This window comes from Stenotrophomonas sp. X (assembly GCF_055721025.1).
The window spans coordinates 3285345-3301065 of record NZ_CM146756.1; the positions used below are offsets into that span (position 1 = coordinate 3285345).

The window sequence follows — 15721 nt, forward strand, 5'->3', positions numbered from 1 at the left end:
GCGGGGGTCAAGCCTTTTCAGGCGACTCCGCTTCTTCTTCCTCGTCCTCTTCCTCGTACTCCTCTTCGTCCTCGTCCTCTTCTTCCTCGTCCTCTTCGTACTCTTCCTCTTCGTCGTCCTCGTAATCCTCGACGCCGAAGTCTTCACCGTCCCAACGGCCTTCGCCGTCGGCGACGAAGGTCAGGGCCATCGCCGCCGGGTTGGTACCGACGCGGACCAGCCAACCACCGAACACGCGTGCACGCTCGGTGACCAGGTTGGCCTCGGAGCCTTCATTGCCCAGCTTTTCCCACTCCAGCGAAAACGCAAACTCGGTCATTGCCTGGATCTCCTGATCAGTTGGTCTTGGGGCGAACCTGGATGTGCACTTCGGCCAGCTGCGCGTCGACGATCGGCGACGGCGCGTCGGTCATCAGATCCTGTGCACCGGTGGTCTTCGGGAACGGGATGACGTCGCGGATCGACTCGGTGCCGGCCATCAGCGCGGCGATGCGGTCGATGCCGAAGGCGATGCCACCGTGCGGCGGCGCGCCGTAGTTCAGCGCGTCGAGCAGGAATCCGAACTTGGCGCGGGCCTCTTCGGCGCCGATGCCGAGCAGCTCGAACACTGCGCTCTGCATGTCCGGACGGTGGATACGGATCGAACCGCCGCCGATTTCATTGCCGTTGAGCACCATGTCGTAGCCGCGCGAGACGGCGGTACGGGCGTTGGCGCGCAGGTCGGCGATGTCGTCCACGGCCGGTGCGGTGAAGGGGTGATGCAGGGCGACGTAGCGCTGTTCTTCCTCGTCCCATTCGAACATCGGGAAGTCGGTGACCCACAGCGGCGCCCAGCCATCGGCGATCAGGCCGAAGTCCTTGCCGGCCTTCAGGCGCAGTGCACCCATGAAGTCGGAGACCTTGTTGTAGCCACCGGCACCGAAGAACACGATGTCGCCGTTGCCGGCGCCAACATGGGCGACCAGCGCAGCGAAGGAAGCCTCGCTGAAGAACTTCTGGATCGGCGAGCTGACTTCGCCGTTGTCGGCGATCTTGATGTAGGCCAGGCCCTTAGCGCCGTACTTGGCGGCGTGCGCGGCGTACTCGTCGATCTGCTTGCGGCTCAGCGCTGCACCGCCCGGGATGCGCAGCGCGGCGACGCGGCCTTCGGCATCGTTGGCCGGGCCGGTGAACACTGCGAACCCGCTGTCCTTGACCAGTTCAGCCACGTCGACCAGCTCCAGCGCGATGCGCAGGTCCGGCTTGTCCGAACCGTAGCGGCGCATCGCCTCGGCCCAGGTCATGCGCGGGAAGCTGGCATCCAGCTGGACGTCGACCACTTCCTTGAAGATGGCGCGGATCATGTCTTCGACGAAGTCCTGCACGTCGCGCTCGCGCACGAAGGCGAATTCCATGTCCAGCTGGGTGAACTCCAGCTGGCGGTCGGCACGCAGTGCTTCGTCGCGGAAGCAGCGCGCGATCTGGTAGTAACGGTCGAAGCCGGCCACCATCAGGATCTGCTTGAACAGCTGCGGGCTCTGCGGCAGGGCGTAGAACTCGCCCGGGTGCATGCGCGCCGGCACCAGGAAGTCGCGGGCGCCTTCCGGGGTGGCCTTGGTCAGGATCGGGGTCTCGATGTCCTGGAAGCCCTTCTCGTCCAGGTGGCGGCGCAGGGCCTGTACCAGCTTGATGCGGGTGCGCTGCATGCGCTGCATTTCCGGACGGCGCAGGTCCAGGTAGCGGTACTTCAGGCGGGTTTCCTCGCCCGGGTTCTCGTGGGCGTGGAACGGCAGCGGCGCAGCCTTGTTCAGCACGGTGATGGCGGTGGCGATCACTTCCACCTTGCCGGTGCGCATCTTGTCGTTCACCGCGTGGCGGGCGCGCACGACGCCCTCCACCTGAAGCACGTCCTCGTAGCCCAGCGAAGCGGCCACGGCGAACACTTCGGCGTTGTCGACCTCCACGGTCACCTGCACGATGCCTTCATGATCGCGGAGATCGATGAAGCAGACGCCGCCCTGGTTACGGGCCACGTCGGTCCAGCCGGCGAGGGTGACAGTCTGGCCAATCAGGGTCTCATCGACCAGGCCGCAGAAGTGGGTACGCATGGGGGGAAGCTCCGCTGGAGAACGCCGGCACCGGATGGGGGCCGGAAAGCCTCGTATTCTGCGGCCGAGGCCCCGGCCGGGGCAAATCCGGCCAGTCACACCGGCTTGATCATCCCCCTCCCTATAGTCAGGCACCTGCCACCGTATGGGATGCCGCCATGAATCCGCTGTCCCTGGCCCGCCTGGCCGTGACCCTGAGCCTGGGCACCATCGCCACGCTCGCCCTGCCCTCCGCCCCGGCCGCCGCGCAAAGCGGGGTGATCCGTTGCGAGAGCCAGAACAATCGAGAACGCGTGTGCAATACAGGCTGGCGCAATGCGCAGCTGGTCCGCCAGCTGTCCGGCAGCGCCTGCGACGAGGGCCGCACCTGGGGCAGCCGCAATGGCAGCATCTGGGTCAGCAATGGCTGCCGCGCCGAATTCGTCGAGGCCCGTGGTGGCTGGGGCGGCGGCAACGGCGGTGGCTGGGGCGGCAACAACGGCCGGCCCGGCGAGACCATCCGCTGTGAGAGCCAGAACAATCGCGAACGCAGCTGCCCGGTCGGCTGGCGCAATGCCCGCCTGGTCCGCCAGCTGTCCGGCAGCCCCTGCGACGAAGGCCGTACCTGGGGGGTGCGCAATGGCGCGGTGTGGGTCAGCAACGGCTGCCGCGCCGAATTCGCCGAAGCTCGCGGCTGGGGTGGCGGGGGCGGTGGCTGGGGCGGCGGCAACAGCAACTACTCCATCACCTGCAGCAGCAACAACAACCGCACGCAGAACTGCGACTGGGATGAGCGCCAGGGCCGGCCGGTGCTGCAGCAGCAGCTGTCCGGCAGCGCCTGCCAGGAGGGCCGCAGCTGGGGCTACTCACGGGGCCAGGTGTGGGTGAGCAACGGTTGCCGGGCGCGCTTCGGTACGCGTTGAGTTGAGGGGTCGGATCCCTGGCCAGCGGCCGGGGCTCTGACCCGACCAGGTCTCCCGCATCCACGCATGGCGCGGATCTACTCGGTCGGGGGGCCTTTCCGGGGTCGGAGCGCTCCACAGGAGGCATCCGACCCCGCGATCACGGTGCGGGCGCTTTGTCGTCACCCCACGGCGGCGGCGGCAGATCGACCGGCTTGCTCAGGTCGAACTTCACGCGGAAGCGGCGGCCGTCCGGGCGGGCCAGCTCGTAGACGAAGGTCTGGTCCGGGTCGATCTCCATCGCCCAGGTGTTGTGCGTAGAGGCCAGCATGTCGGCACGACGGAACATCGCCACCGAATCGGAGTCGGCCGGGAACTGCTGCCGCTCGGCGGTGCCCGGTGGCGTGCTGTCGCCGCCATAGAGGGTGATCGCATCCGCGCTGCCATCCGGGTGGCGATGGTCGTGCTTCAGCCGCAGGCCATTTTCGGTACGGGTCAGCACCCAGGTGCGCGAATGGTCATCCCCCACATGGAAGGGAATCCGCAGTTCATGGGCGGGGTCGGCACAGCCGCGCACATGCATGACCAGGCGCTGCCCGGCGAACGGGTCCTTGCCGGTCGGCGCCGGCGTGTCCTCCACCACCCGGCCTTCATAGGCCTGGCCGCAATGCGCGGCGATGGCCGCCATGAAGGCATCGGCCGGTGCGGTCGCCAGATCATGGGCGACCGTATCGGAACGCTGCGAGCAGGCAGCGAGGCTGAGCAGGAGGGCGGAAGCGGCAACAACGGCAGGCAGTCTCATGCCCCAACCCTAACGACCCGGGCCGGTGCGCGCAAACCTTGCGCACCGGCCACGTCACCTCATCGGTGCAACCAGACCTCGCAACCGCCGACGTCCTGCTTCTGGCCACCGGCGGCATAGCGGCGGATGATCTCCGCCTGCCACTGCTCGCGCTCGGGGCTGCTGCCCACCTGGCTGGGGCAGTTGACCAGTGCGGCCAGCGGCAATCCCCCCAGTGCTGCGTCATCTGCAGCCAGCGATGCGAGCACGTCGTCCGATGCCCAGTCCGGAATCATCACCGCGCGGCGGCCGGAGAAATACGGCAGCTCGGAGGACCAGTCCTGACCGAACGCGACCACCACACCCTGCGCCGGGGTGCCGGTCCGGATGGCCTCGGCGATCTGCGAAACCGGTGTCGGCTCGCGTGCCTCCTTGATGTCCTTCAGCGACTTCACCAGGCCAAAGCCCACCGACAGCACGCACAGGAAGATCGCCAGCGCAACGCCACGGCGCGGCTTGCCCGCCGCTTCGGCCGCCAGCACCGTCGACCACAGCACCAGGCCGATGATCGACGTGGCGAACACGATATTGGCCGCCTGGTAGTAGGGATGGGCGATGTGCAGGTTGGTGAAGACCAGGAACGGCGCCAGGTAGGCCAGCAGCAGGACACCCACCGCCGAGCGCGTGCGCTTCTGCCACAGCCCGGCGATGACGAAGATCAGGAAGATCCAGTTGGAGCCGATCGCACCGGAGAAGCGCTTCTTGAACACCGTGCCCCACCAGGTAGCGGGATCCAGGCGCTGCTGCAGGGTGCCGTAATTCCAGGTGGACAGAGCATCGGAGGTGATCTGCCGGCCCAGCGCCGACTGCGCCTTCAGCGCATCGGCATGCTGCAACCACAGGCTGAGCGTGGCCAGCACGGCAAGCGCGGACAGGCCACCCCAGAACAGCAGCTGCCAATGCTGCTGCAGCCACCGCGGGCGCCAGCCGTGCTCGCGCAGGGCCAGCCACAGGAAGGCCAGTGCAACGAACGCGGCAAAGCCGAAGAACGAAGTCACCTTGATGGCCGCCGACAGCACCGCCGCGACGACGGCAACCAGGCCCACCCACGCGCGCGGCTGGCTGCGCAGGCGTGCCATCGCCCAGACAAAGAGCAGGCCAAAGAACACCGCGCTGGATTCCATCATCACCGAGCGCCCCCAGAACTGCGCGTACGGTGAAACGGCGAAGGCGCCGGCCACGCACAGCGCCAGCGTGCGATCAGGGCGCCATGCCAGCAGCGTGCGGTAGACCAGCCAGATGCAGCCGGCATGGAAGACGGTGGAGACCAGCCGCCCGCTGTTGTCGGCACTCATGCCGGTGACGCTGGACAGCAACGCCGCCAACCACTGGTAGAACGGGAACTCGAACGGGATCGACCAAGGCGCGCCCAGCACCGGGGTCACGTAGTCCAGCCAGGGACCGCCGCGCAGCAACCAGTCGATCGACAGAGCAGTCTGTGTCTGCCGGAAACCGGAGGCATCGACCGGGGGCATCGACCAGCTGCAGCCCAGCAGGACCAGCAGCGCGACCGCCGAGAACCACAACAGGATCTTGCCCGGCAACAGGCTGCGGTCTGGGTTGCTTTCCTGGGTCACGCCTGTTGCTCCTGGCTGTGGCCGCCCACGACAGGGCGCGCTTCACGGGCGCGCAGTGTCTGTGTTGGCACGCGGGAGTGCAAGCCGCTGCACGCGTCTGCGGCTCAGACCTGCGGTGGCAGCGGCGCCTTCGGCGGCTCGGCGTGGCTGACCTCGGTGGCCGCTACCGGTGCGGCCTCGCCCTCGCCCGCCGGTTCCTGCTCCACCGGATCGACGTCGAACGGCGTGCGGAACACCAGCGACGGCAGCAGCGTGGTCAGTGCGGCGTACAGCAGCAGCGCGCCGAACAGCACCGCCGGAATCTGGAAACGCTCGCGCATGATCGCCGCCAGCACCAGGGTGAAGATCAGGGTCGGAGCCAGCGCCAGCGAGACGCGCAGGCTGCTGCGGAAGCTCTCGCCGAACATCACCCGGCGCTGCAGCCAGACCACGCCGATGCGCAGCGGCAGCACCACCAGAGTGATCACGATGCCCAGCCCCAGCGCCTCGAAGCTCAACGCTTCGCTGGGCACCTTGGTGCCCGCGTTGAAGAAGTAGAACGGCACGAAGAACGAGGCGAACAGGCGCAGCGCGTGCAGGTTCTCGTGCGAGGCCAGCAGCGGCATGCGCTGGTGCAGCAGGCGCGCGACCAGGCCGGCGATGAACGCGCCCACCAGGTAATACACGCCCAGCAGGTAGGTGATGTAGGCCGCCACCATGCCGACCATCACCAGCAGCGAGAACTCCGAGCCCGGCGCGTGCGGCGCCACCCAGCGGCCCAGCGCGATGAACAGCAGCGGCAGGCCGACCATCATCGCCAGCAGCGCCAGGCTGGACAGCGCCATGTGGCCCGGATCGCCCGCCTGCAGCACGATGAACAAGGCAGCCAGCGCCAGCAGCTCACCGGCAATGGCCTTGCTGGTCACCCAGAACCGTTCGTCCTCGCTCAGGCCCAGCCGCGACAGCGAGTCCATGATGAAACCGGTCGAGGGCGTCAGCAGCGCCAACGCCAGCAGCCCGGCGGCCTGCCACGGCAATCCTGCGTAACGCCAGGCCAACCAGCCGACGCCGAACAGCGTGCCGGTACGGATCACCAGATGTGCCAACAGCGGCCACATGCCCCGGCGCAGCGCCTGCAGATCCACTTCCAGGCCGGCGAACAGGAACAGCGAGGAAATGCCCAGGGTGGCCAGCAGTCCGATCACCGCATCATGTGCCTGATCCCCCAGCCAGAGCATGGCGATGATGCCAAACAGCAGGCAGGTCAACGGGGCAGGCAGGCTGAAACGCTGCAACGCGCGTGGGATCACCAGCAGCGCGAAGATCAGCAACAGGTAGATCAGTTCATGGCTCATGGGGTCTTCCGTGGGGTTGGAACGCGCGCAGGATGCGCGCGCTGAACCGATACGGCAAGCCGTTTTCGAATGACCCCGGTTACCTCATCCGATCATCGCGTCGGCCAGCGCCCCCACCCGTGCAAGCACCGCTGCGCGCTGGTCGTCATCGACCGACGCGCCCTGCAGATAGGCGGTGACCACCCACACTGCGCCGCCCGCATGCGGCCACAGCACGGCGATGTCGTTGCGCGTGTCATCACCGTTGCTGCCGGTCTTGTCCCCCACCCGCCAGCGCTTGCCCAGCCCGGCGCGCAGGCAGGCATCGCCGGTCTGGTTGTCGATGAGCCAATCAGTGAACTGCTGGCGCGATGCCGGCTGCAGGCCATTGCCCACCGCGAAGCGGGCCAAGCTGGTGGCCATCGCGGCCGGGCTGGTGGTATCGCGCGGGTCTCCCTTCGCGAACAGATTCACGTCCGGCTCGTTGCGGTCATTGCGGGTAACGCTGTCGCCCTGCCCGCGCAGGAATGCCGTCAGCGCCGACGGCCCGCCCACCACCTCCAGCAGCAGGTTGGCCGCCGTGTTGTCGCTGGTGGTCAGCGTGCCCCGGCACAGGTCGCGCACCGTCAGGTCCTTGCCCACATGGCGGCGCGCCACCGGGGCGTAGGACAGCAGATCCTTTTCGGCGATGGGCACACGTGTGTCGAGCGAAACGCGGCCTGCATCGGCAAGGCTCAGCACATGGGCAACCAGCATCGACTTGAACGTGCTGCACATCGGGAAGCGCTCGTCCTGACGATGTCCGCCGATGCGACGGCCGTTACCGGTGTTCAGCACGGTGACGCCCAGACGGCCACCGCTGGCTTTCTCCAGCGCGGCGAAATCGGCGGCGTCGGCAATGGCGGCGTTCGCGGCGGATATGCCGGACGATGGGGAAACAGCTCGCGCCAACGCCGGGGCAAGCAGCGAGGAAGCAACGGCAGCACCACTGAACTGCAGGAATCGGCGACGGGCGAGCATAGGGGTTCTCCTGGTGACCGCTCGATTATTGGCGCTTCCCCTGCAGCCGACCAGCGCGAAAAATCAAGGCAAGCCATAAGTTGAACTCATGCCTGTCGTAACCAACTTGTTGAGATTTACGAAATTCCTTATTGAACGGTAGGATCAGCCATCACCATGGCTCACGGCTTTCCGATGCTGCACCCGACCCTGCCACTGAACGCGCTGCGTGCTTTTGAAGCCGCCGCCCGCCATCAGAACTTCACCCGTGCCGCGCTGGAGCTGTGTGTCAGCCAGGCGGCGCTGAGCCACCAGATCCGGGGCCTGGAAGACCGGCTCGGCATCCGCCTGTTCCATCGCCTGCCGCGCGGCGTGGCGCTGACCGATGAAGGCGCAGCGCTGTATCCGGTGCTCAACGAATCGTTCGAACGCATCTCGGCCAGCATCGCGCGCTACACCGGCGGGCCGGCCCGTGAAGTGCTGACGCTGGGCGTGGTCGGTACCTTCGCCACCGGCTGGCTGCTGCCACGGCTGGCCGCATTCGAGGCCGCGCATCCGGACATCGAGCTGCGCCTGCAGACCCACAACAACCGCATCGACCTGGCCGGCGAAGGGCTGGATCTGGCCATCCGCTTCGGTGATGGCGACTGGCAGGGCCAGGCCTGCACGGCGATCCTCGATGCGCCCTTCGCGCCGCTGTGCGCCCCGGCATTGGCGCGGCGGCTGAAGCAGCCGCGCGACCTGGCCACGCTGCCGTTGTTGCGTTCTTATCGCAGCGACGAATGGCCGCGCTGGCTGCAGGCGGCCGGCGTCAGCGGCGTGGAAGCGCGTGGGCCGGTGTTCGATTCCTCGCTGACGGTGGCGATGGCCGCCGCCGGAGGGGCCGGCGTGGCCTTGCTGCCGCTGCGCATGTTCGAGCAGGAACTGGCCGAAGGCCGCCTGCTGCAGCCGTTCGGCACCACGCTGGAGCTGGGCCGCTACTGGCTGACGCGGCTACGCTCGCGCGCCGAGCGCGAGCCGGCGAAGCGGTTCCGCGAGTGGCTGCAGGCGCAGGCATGATGTAGCGCCGAGCCTACGCTCGGCTGATTCATGTGCGAACCCGCGCTGCGCGCATAAGCCGAGCATGGCTCGGCTCTACAGAAGAGGCAGCTGGCCAGCGGCCGGCACTACCGATTACGACTCCAGCAGCTCCATCCACGCCGCTTCAGCCTTTTCCAGCTGCGCGGCGGCGGTTTCCCGATCGCGGCCGAGCACGGCCATGCGGCTGGCATCGGCATAGTTGGCCGGATCGGCCAGCTGGCGATCCAGTTCGGCCAGCGCACCCTCCAGCTCGGCCACCTTGGCTTCGGCCGCGGCCAGCTTGTGCGGGTTCACCGGCTTTTTCTGCACCACCTGTGCCACCGGGGCGGTCTTGACCACCACCGGCTCTTCCACCTGCTCCATACGGGCCTTCGTGCCCTGCGCCTGCGGACGGGTGCGCAGCCACGCGGCGTATGCATCCAGGTCACCGTCGAACGGCTCGACCACGCCATCGGCCACGCGCCAGTAGGTATCGCAGACCAGGCCGATCAGGTGGCGGTCATGCGAGACCATCACGATCGCGCCTTCGAAGGTGGCCAGTGCTTCGGCCAGCGCTTCGCGCATTTCCAGGTCAAGGTGGTTGGTCGGTTCGTCCAGCAGCAGCACGTTCGGCTGCTGCCAGGCGATCAGCGCCAGCGCCAGGCGTGCGCGCTCGCCACCGGAGAAACCATCGACCGGCTCGAACGCGCGGTCGCCCGGGAAATTCCACTTGCCAAGGAAATCGCGGAACGACTGGTTCGGCGCATCCGGGGCAATCTCGCGGAAGTGCTCCATCGGCGACTGGCCTTCGTGCAGCGACTCCACCGTGTGCTGGGCGAAGTAGCCGATCTTCAGGTCCGGGTGCGCCATGCGCTCACCGACGATCGGCGCCAGTTCACCCACCAGGGTCTTCACCAGGGTGGTCTTGCCGGCGCCGTTGGGGCCGAGCAGGCCAATGCGCTGGCCCGCTTCCAGGCCGAAGCCGACGTTGTGCAGGATCACCGCATCCTTGCCGTAGCCGGCCTCGACGTGGTTCAGGCGGATCAGCGAGAACGGCAGCTTGGCCGGCGGCGCGAACTCGATGCGGAACTCGCGTTCGGCACGCACCGCTTCGGTGCCGGCCAGCTTGGCCAGGCGCTTCATGCGGCTCTGCGCCTGCGCGGCCTTGCTCGCCTGCGCCTTGAAGCGGTCGATGAAACTCTGCAGGTGGGCGCGCTCGGCCTGCTCCTTCTCGTGCGCGATCTGCTGCTGGCGCAGCTGTTCGGCGCGCTGGCGCTCGAAATCGGTGTAGCCGCCCGGGTAGAGCTTGGCGCCGCCGCCGTGCAGGTGCAGGGTATGGGTGGCCACGTTGTCGAGGAACTCGCGGTCATGCGAGATCAGCAACAAGGTGCCTGGGTACTTCAGCAGCCACTGTTCCAGCCAGTACACCGCGTCCAGGTCCAGGTGGTTGGTCGGTTCGTCGAGCAGCAGCAGGTCGCTGGGCATCATCAGCGCACGGGCCAGGTTCAGGCGCACGCGCCAGCCACCGGAGAACGAGGACACCGCGCGGTGGTGCGTCTCGGCCGGGAAGCCGAGCCCGTGCAGCAGCTTGCCGGCGCGCGCTTCGGCGTCGTAGGCGCCCATCTCGGCCATCTTCGTGTGTGCGTTGGCCACCGCCTCCCAGTCTTCGCGGGCGGTTGCCGCGGCCTCTTCGGCCAGCACCGCGGCCACCTCGGTATCGCCGCCCAGCACGAAGCTCAGCGCCGGGTCCGGCAGCGACGGAGTTTCCTGGGCCACGCTGGCGATACGGACCTTGCCGGGCAGGTCGACGTCACCCTTGTCGGCCTCCAGTTCGCCCTTCACCGCCGCGAACAGGCTGGATTTGCCAGCACCGTTGCGGCCGACCACACCTACCCGGTAACCGGCGTGCAGGGTCAGGTCGACATTGGACAACAGCAGCCGCTCGCCGCGGCGCAAGGCGAAATTACGAAGGGAGATCATCGGGGGAGGGGTCCATATAACCGGATGGAATGTGCTGGTGAGCACTGTTCCTGCGACGCAATTCTAGCGTTAACGAATACTTGACGCGTCCCGGGATGCGCAGTGGCCGACGTTCCTCTCTCCCACGTCCTCGCCGCGCGCGTCCCGGGTCTCCTCCCCGCCGATGCCTGTCCGGGCTAAATGGTTGCTGCTGCAACGTTTTTTCCGATGACCGGCATTTGACAGGCACTGAATATCCCGTTAATTGCTGTATTGCGCACCGCAACAACCGCCGTCCGCCTCACCCCCGTGATGTCGATTCCGGTGCCGCCCCCGCCAACCGGAGCCCCATCCCGATGACCCGCAAGACCAGCCTGATCGCCGCCGCCGTCGCTGTCGCACTCGGTGGCTCTCCGTTCGTCGCCGCCGCCCAGCAGGCCGGCACCGCCGCCAACACCCTGGACACCGTGATCGTCACCGGCACCCGCGTGGCCGACCGCACCGTCGCCGAATCGCAGTCGCCGATCGACATCATCACCCCTGAAGTGCTGCAGTCCACCGGCACCAGTGAACTGGCCACCGCACTGTCGCGCGCCCTGCCCTCACTGAACTTCCCGCGCCCTGCGCTGACCGACGGCACCAGCGGCGTGCGCCCGGCGCAACTGCGCGGCCTGTCGCCGGACCAGGTGCTGGTGCTGGTCAACGGCAAGCGGCGCCACACCTCGGCGATGATCAACGTCAACGGCAGCATCGGCCGTGGCTCGTCGGCGGTGGACATCAACGCGATCCCGATCGCCGCGATCGAGCGCGTGGAAGTGTTGCGCGACGGCGCGTCGGCGCAGTACGGCTCGGACGCCATCGCCGGCGTCATCAACATCGTGCTCAAGGGCAGCGGCCGTGGCGGCAGCCTGGCCGTGGACTACGGCCAGTACTCCGCCGGCGACGGCAACAAGTACCAGCTTTCCGGCGATACCGGCGTCGAGTTCGGCAACGGCCGTGGCCGCGTGCACGTGGCCGGCCAGATCAGCCAGCAGGACGAGAGCAACCGCGCCGGCCCGTACCGCGGCACCACGCCGAATACCGGCAACTTCCCCAGCATCGGCCAGAAGACCTTCATCGTCGGCGACCCGCGCGTGGGCGCCACCGCCGCCTCGGCCAACGCCAGCTTCGATTTCAGCGACCACGTAACCGGCTACGCCAGCGCGCTGCTCAGCAACCGCGACATCACCTCGTTCGCGTTCTACCGCTCGCGCAACCACAGCGGGCAGAGCGCGCTGCTGGCGCAGACCTACCCGGACGGCTACGTGCCGGAGATCAACCAGTACTCCAAGGACCGCTCGTTGGTGGCCGGGGTCAAGGGCAACACCGACAGCGGCTGGACCTGGGACCTGAGCCTGAACCACGGCGAGAACACCCTCGATTTCCACACCCGCAACAGCATCAACTACAGCCTCGGTGCGACCAGCCCGCGCTCGTTCTACGACGGCACGCTGAAGTACCAGCAGGACATCTTCAACGCCGACCTGACCAAGTCGCTGGACTGGGGCCTGGCCTACCCGGTCACGCTGTCCTTCGGCGGTGAGTACCGCAAGGAGAAGTGGGACCAGAATCCGGGCGAACTGAACTCGTACACCGGCAGCGGCGCGCAGGGCTTCGCCGGCTTCACTCCGACCAATGAAGTGCATGCCGACCGCCACAACTACGCCGTCTATGCCGGCCTGGAAGCGGACCTGACCGAGAAGTTCTCGGCCGGCATCACCGGCCGCTACGAGGACTACTCGGACTTCGGCGACCGCTTCTCCGGCAAGCTGTCGGCGCGCTATGCGTTCACCGACAAGGTCGCGCTGCGTGCCACCGCCTCCAGCGGCTTCCGTGCACCGTCGCTGGCGCAGCAGGGCTACCAGGCGGTCACCAGCCAGTTCCTCAATGGCGTGTTCGTTGAACGCGGCACCTTCCCGACCACCAGCCCGGCCGCGCAGGCGCTGGGCGCCTCGCCGCTGAAGGCCGAGACCTCCACCTCCTACAGCCTAGGCTTGGTACTGCAGCCGGTCGAGCGCCTGTACATCACCGTCGATGCGTACCAGATCGACATCGATGACCGCATCGCGCTGTCGTCCAGCATCACCACCAACGCCGCCACCAGCGCCCTGCTGGGCACCCTCGGCCTGCCGCAGGTGACCGCGTTCTCGTACTTCACCAACGGCCTGGATACGCGCACCCGCGGCGTCGACTTCGTGTCCAGCTATACCGTGCCGTTCAGCGCCAGCAGCCTGGAGCTGACCGCCGCCTACAGCTACAACGACACCGAAGTGCGCCGTGTCGGCGGCACTCCGGCGGTGTTCGGCACGCTGGGCCTGACCCAGTCGCTGATCGGCCGTGATGAGATCGGTCGCATCGAGGACAGCTACCCGCGCGACAAGGCGATCCTGAGCGGCACCTGGCGTTCGGACCACTGGGAACTGGGCCTGGCCGCGACCCGCTACGGCAAGTTCACCGTGCGCAACTCGGCCACCGCGCTGCGCGACCAGACCTACGGCGATGCCTGGGTGGTGGATGCCTCGGCCAGCTACAAGCCGAGCAGCAACTGGACCCTGACCGTGGGCGCCGACAACCTGCTGGACAAGTACCCGGACCGCACCGAAGACCTGCAGAACTCCACCTTCGGCATGCTGCCGTACAGCAACTACTCGCCGTTCGGCTTCAACGGCGCGTATGTGTACGGGCGGATCAAGTACACCTGGTAAGCGAGGCTCTGGTAGTGCCGGCCGCTGGCCGGCAACCCCGGGCCGCATCTGGAGGAGAGCCCCTTCTTGTTGAAGGGGCGCGCCGAAGGCGGGGGAAGAGGAGAAATGCGTGGGCAAGCCCGCCGGCCACGGCACGTGGACGGCGGGTTTGCCGTATCTGGCCTCGTCGGTGAAAATCGGGGCATCCCCCCCGATTTCCTGCGAGTGCCGATGCACCATGACACCGACCTGATCAACATCGTTGCCGTTGGCCTGGGGCTCGCCTTCATCTTCGGCGCGCTGGCCAACAAGCTCCGCTTGTCTCCCCTGGTCGGTTACCTGGTTGCTGGCATCTGCGTAGGCCCGTTCACCCCCGGCTTCGTCGCCGACCAGGCGCTGGCCAACCAGTTGGCCGAACTGGGTGTGATGCTGCTGATGTTCGGCGTCGGCCTGCACTTCTCACTGAAGGACCTGATGGCGGTCAAGGCCATCGCCATCCCCGGCGCCATCGGCCAGATCGCGGTGGCCACCCTGCTCGGCTGGGGCGTGGCCTCGCTGATGGGCTGGCCGGCCATTCACGGCGTCATCTTTGGTTTCTCGCTGGCCACGGCCAGTACCGTGGTGCTGCTGCGGGCGATGGAGGAACGGCGCCTGCTGGAGACGATGCGCGGCAAGATCGCGGTCGGCTGGCTGATCGTCGAAGACCTGGCCTGTGTGCTGGCGCTGGTGATGATGCCGGTGATGGCCGGCGTGTTCGGTCCCGACGCGGCCAAGGAGTCGCACTCGCTGGGCAGCGTGCTGGCCGACATCGGCTGGACCTTCGTGCAGCTGGGCCTGTTCGTGGCGGTGATGCTGGTGGTCGGGCGCCGGGTCATCCCGTGGATCCTCGAACGAATTGCCGGTACCGGCTCGCGCGAACTGTTCACCCTGTCGGTGCTGGCAATTGCGCTGGGCGTGGCGTTCGGCTCTGCGATGCTGTTCGGTGTCTCGTTCGCGCTGGGCGCGTTCTTCGCCGGCATGCTGCTCAACGAATCGGAACTGAGCCACAAGGCCGCGCATGATTCGCTGCCGCTGCGCGATGCGTTCGCGGTGTTGTTCTTTGTGTCGGTCGGCATGTTGTTCGACCCCAACATCATCGTGCAGCACCCGTGGCAGGTGCTGGCCACCGTGCTGATCATCATGTTCGGCAAGTCGGCCGCCGCCTTCTTCATCGTGCGTGCGTTCGGCCATCCCACCAGCACCGCGTTGACCATCTCGGCCAGCCTGGCGCAGATCGGTGAGTTCGCCTTCATCATCGCCGGGCTCGGTGTGGCGTTGCAGATCCTGCCGAAGGAAGGCCAGTCGCTGGTGCTGGCCGGTGCGCTGGTGTCGATCATGCTCAACCCGCTGGTGTTCGGCCTGCTCGACCGATGGCAGGCCAAGCAGGAAACACAGCCGCAAACGCCGGAGCCGGAAGAGGCGACCGGCCCGTCACGGGACCTGCATGACCACGCCATCGTGATCGGCTATGGCCGGGTCGGCAGCGAACTGGCGCAGGTGCTGAGCGACCGTGGCGTGCCGGTGCTGGTGATCGATGACAACAAGGAACACGTCGAGGCGGCGCACGCCAAGGGCCTGGCGGCGATCCGCGGCAGTGCGGCGGCCGACCGGGTGCTGGCCGAGGCCCATCCTGAGCGGGCGAAGATTGCGGTGCTGGCGATTCCGCAGCCGCTGGAAGCCGGTGAGGCGCTGGCCAAGCTGCGTGCGATCAACCCGGACCTGACCCTGCTGGCACGCGCGCACAGCGATGCGGAAGTGAAGCATCTGCTGGAACACGGTGCCGATGGCACGGTGATGGCCGAACGTGAGCTGGCGTACTCGCTGGCGGAGATGATCATGTCCACACCGCCGTACCGGAATCTGGGGCAGCACAGTATCCCGGTGGTGTGAGAAGTGTGCTTGCGGCAGGGCTTGCAGCCCGGCACCTGCCCAAACAACAGCAACGGCAACGACAAGAGCAAAAGCTTGCATTCCGTGGGATCGCGGGGTGGGTCCGCTTGCAGGGGCCGCTGCAAGTACGTCCATGTAAGCTCGGTCGCCGCTTGCTCGTGTGCGCTGTCCTGCGCACACGGCAAGACCGGGGTTGGGCGTCCTGCCCAACCCGCCCAAGGCATGCCTCGGGCCCATGCGGCTCACGCCCCCGCAACCGGACCCACCCCGCCTTCGACAGTTCCCTGCTGCTGTTGGTGCATTGGGTCAGATCCGTTTTCCACAGGAAAACGGATCTGACCCCGGAAACAAAA

At 67.3% G+C, this 15721-nt stretch carries 11 protein-coding genes; 4 read left to right on the plus strand and 7 right to left on the minus strand.

The features are described from left to right. Positions 1-7: 7 nt before the first annotated feature. Positions 8-319 (minus strand): hypothetical protein, encoded by a 312-nt coding sequence (locus ACZ75I_RS15220; RefSeq protein WP_061480409.1) that lies wholly within the window; start codon positions 317-319, stop codon positions 8-10. A 16-nt stretch (positions 320-335) separates the two neighbouring features. Further along, entirely contained in the window at positions 336-2087 is a 1752-nt protein-coding gene (aspS, locus tag ACZ75I_RS15225; RefSeq protein WP_072167667.1) for an aspartate--tRNA ligase, read from the minus strand. Positions 2088-2245: 158 nt separating this feature from the next. On the opposite strand from aspS, the gene ACZ75I_RS15230 reads away from it, so the two are divergent. Then, positions 2246-2989 (plus strand): DUF3011 domain-containing protein, encoded by a 744-nt coding sequence (locus ACZ75I_RS15230; RefSeq protein WP_061480407.1) that lies wholly within the window; start codon positions 2246-2248, stop codon positions 2987-2989. A gap of 139 nt (positions 2990-3128) precedes the next feature. Here ACZ75I_RS15230 and ACZ75I_RS15235 read toward each other — a convergent pair whose 3' ends face one another. The 4 genes from ACZ75I_RS15235 to blaL2 form a co-directional block, all read right to left on the minus strand. After that, positions 3129-3770: a hypothetical protein gene (locus ACZ75I_RS15235; protein WP_472958208.1), complete on the minus strand. Its 642-nt coding sequence runs from the start codon at positions 3768-3770 to the stop codon at positions 3129-3131. 59 nt (positions 3771-3829) lie between these two features. Further along, a complete protein-coding gene (locus ACZ75I_RS15240) occupies positions 3830-5386 on the minus strand; it encodes an ArnT family glycosyltransferase (RefSeq protein WP_472958209.1) in 1557 nt (518 codons plus the stop codon). A 104-nt stretch (positions 5387-5490) separates the two neighbouring features. Further along, positions 5491-6720 carry a cation:proton antiporter gene (locus tag ACZ75I_RS15245; RefSeq protein WP_472958211.1) on the minus strand — a complete coding sequence of 410 codons (1230 nt, stop codon included), beginning with the start codon at positions 6718-6720 and terminating at the stop codon, positions 5491-5493. A gap of 84 nt (positions 6721-6804) precedes the next feature. Next, a complete protein-coding gene (gene blaL2 / locus ACZ75I_RS15250; RefSeq protein ID WP_472958212.1) occupies positions 6805-7719 on the minus strand; it encodes a L2 family extended-spectrum class A beta-lactamase in 915 nt (304 codons plus the stop codon). A 174-nt stretch (positions 7720-7893) separates the two neighbouring features. Between blaL2 and ampR the strand changes: the two genes are divergently transcribed. Next, entirely contained in the window at positions 7894-8757 is an 864-nt protein-coding gene (gene ampR / locus ACZ75I_RS15255) for a LysR family transcriptional regulator AmpR (RefSeq protein ID WP_088496740.1), read from the plus strand. Positions 8758-8871: 114 nt separating this feature from the next. Here ampR and ACZ75I_RS15260 read toward each other — a convergent pair whose 3' ends face one another. Beyond that, complete coding sequence (locus ACZ75I_RS15260) at positions 8872-10737, minus strand: ABC-F family ATP-binding cassette domain-containing protein (protein ID WP_472958213.1); 1866 nt, start codon at positions 10735-10737, stop codon at positions 8872-8874. A 335-nt stretch (positions 10738-11072) separates the two neighbouring features. On the opposite strand from ACZ75I_RS15260, the gene ACZ75I_RS15265 reads away from it, so the two are divergent. Together ACZ75I_RS15265 and ybaL are read left to right on the plus strand one after the other, a co-directional pair. Continuing rightward, entirely contained in the window at positions 11073-13460 is a 2388-nt protein-coding gene (locus ACZ75I_RS15265) for a TonB-dependent receptor plug domain-containing protein (RefSeq protein WP_472958214.1), read from the plus strand. 210 nt (positions 13461-13670) lie between these two features. Further along, positions 13671-15368 (plus strand): YbaL family putative K(+) efflux transporter, encoded by a 1698-nt coding sequence (gene ybaL, locus ACZ75I_RS15270; RefSeq protein WP_472958215.1) that lies wholly within the window; start codon positions 13671-13673, stop codon positions 15366-15368. Positions 15369-15721: the final 353 nt, after the last annotated feature.

Bases quoted from the DNA above. Each gene is read 5' to 3' on its own strand.
- ACZ75I_RS15260 (WP_472958213.1), bottom strand. From the start codon at position 10,737: ATGATCTCCCTTCGTAATTTCGCCTTGCGCCGCGGCGAGCGGCTGCTG.
- ACZ75I_RS15235 (WP_472958208.1), bottom strand. From the start codon at position 3,770: ATGAGACTGCCTGCCGTTGTTGCCGCTTCCGCCCTCCTGCTCAGCCTC.
- ampR (WP_088496740.1), top strand. From the start codon at position 7,894: ATGCTGCACCCGACCCTGCCACTGAACGCGCTGCGTGCTTTTGAAGCC.
- ACZ75I_RS15230 (WP_061480407.1), top strand. From the start codon at position 2,246: ATGAATCCGCTGTCCCTGGCCCGCCTGGCCGTGACCCTGAGCCTGGGC.
- ybaL (WP_472958215.1), top strand. From the start codon at position 13,671: ATGCACCATGACACCGACCTGATCAACATCGTTGCCGTTGGCCTGGGG.
- aspS (WP_072167667.1), bottom strand. From the start codon at position 2,087: ATGCGTACCCACTTCTGCGGCCTGGTCGATGAGACCCTGATTGGCCAG.
- ACZ75I_RS15265 (WP_472958214.1), top strand. From the start codon at position 11,073: ATGACCCGCAAGACCAGCCTGATCGCCGCCGCCGTCGCTGTCGCACTC.
- ACZ75I_RS15220 (WP_061480409.1), bottom strand. From the start codon at position 319: ATGACCGAGTTTGCGTTTTCGCTGGAGTGGGAAAAGCTGGGCAATGAA.
- ACZ75I_RS15245 (WP_472958211.1), bottom strand. From the start codon at position 6,720: ATGAGCCATGAACTGATCTACCTGTTGCTGATCTTCGCGCTGCTGGTG.
- blaL2 (WP_472958212.1), bottom strand. From the start codon at position 7,719: ATGCTCGCCCGTCGCCGATTCCTGCAGTTCAGTGGTGCTGCCGTTGCT.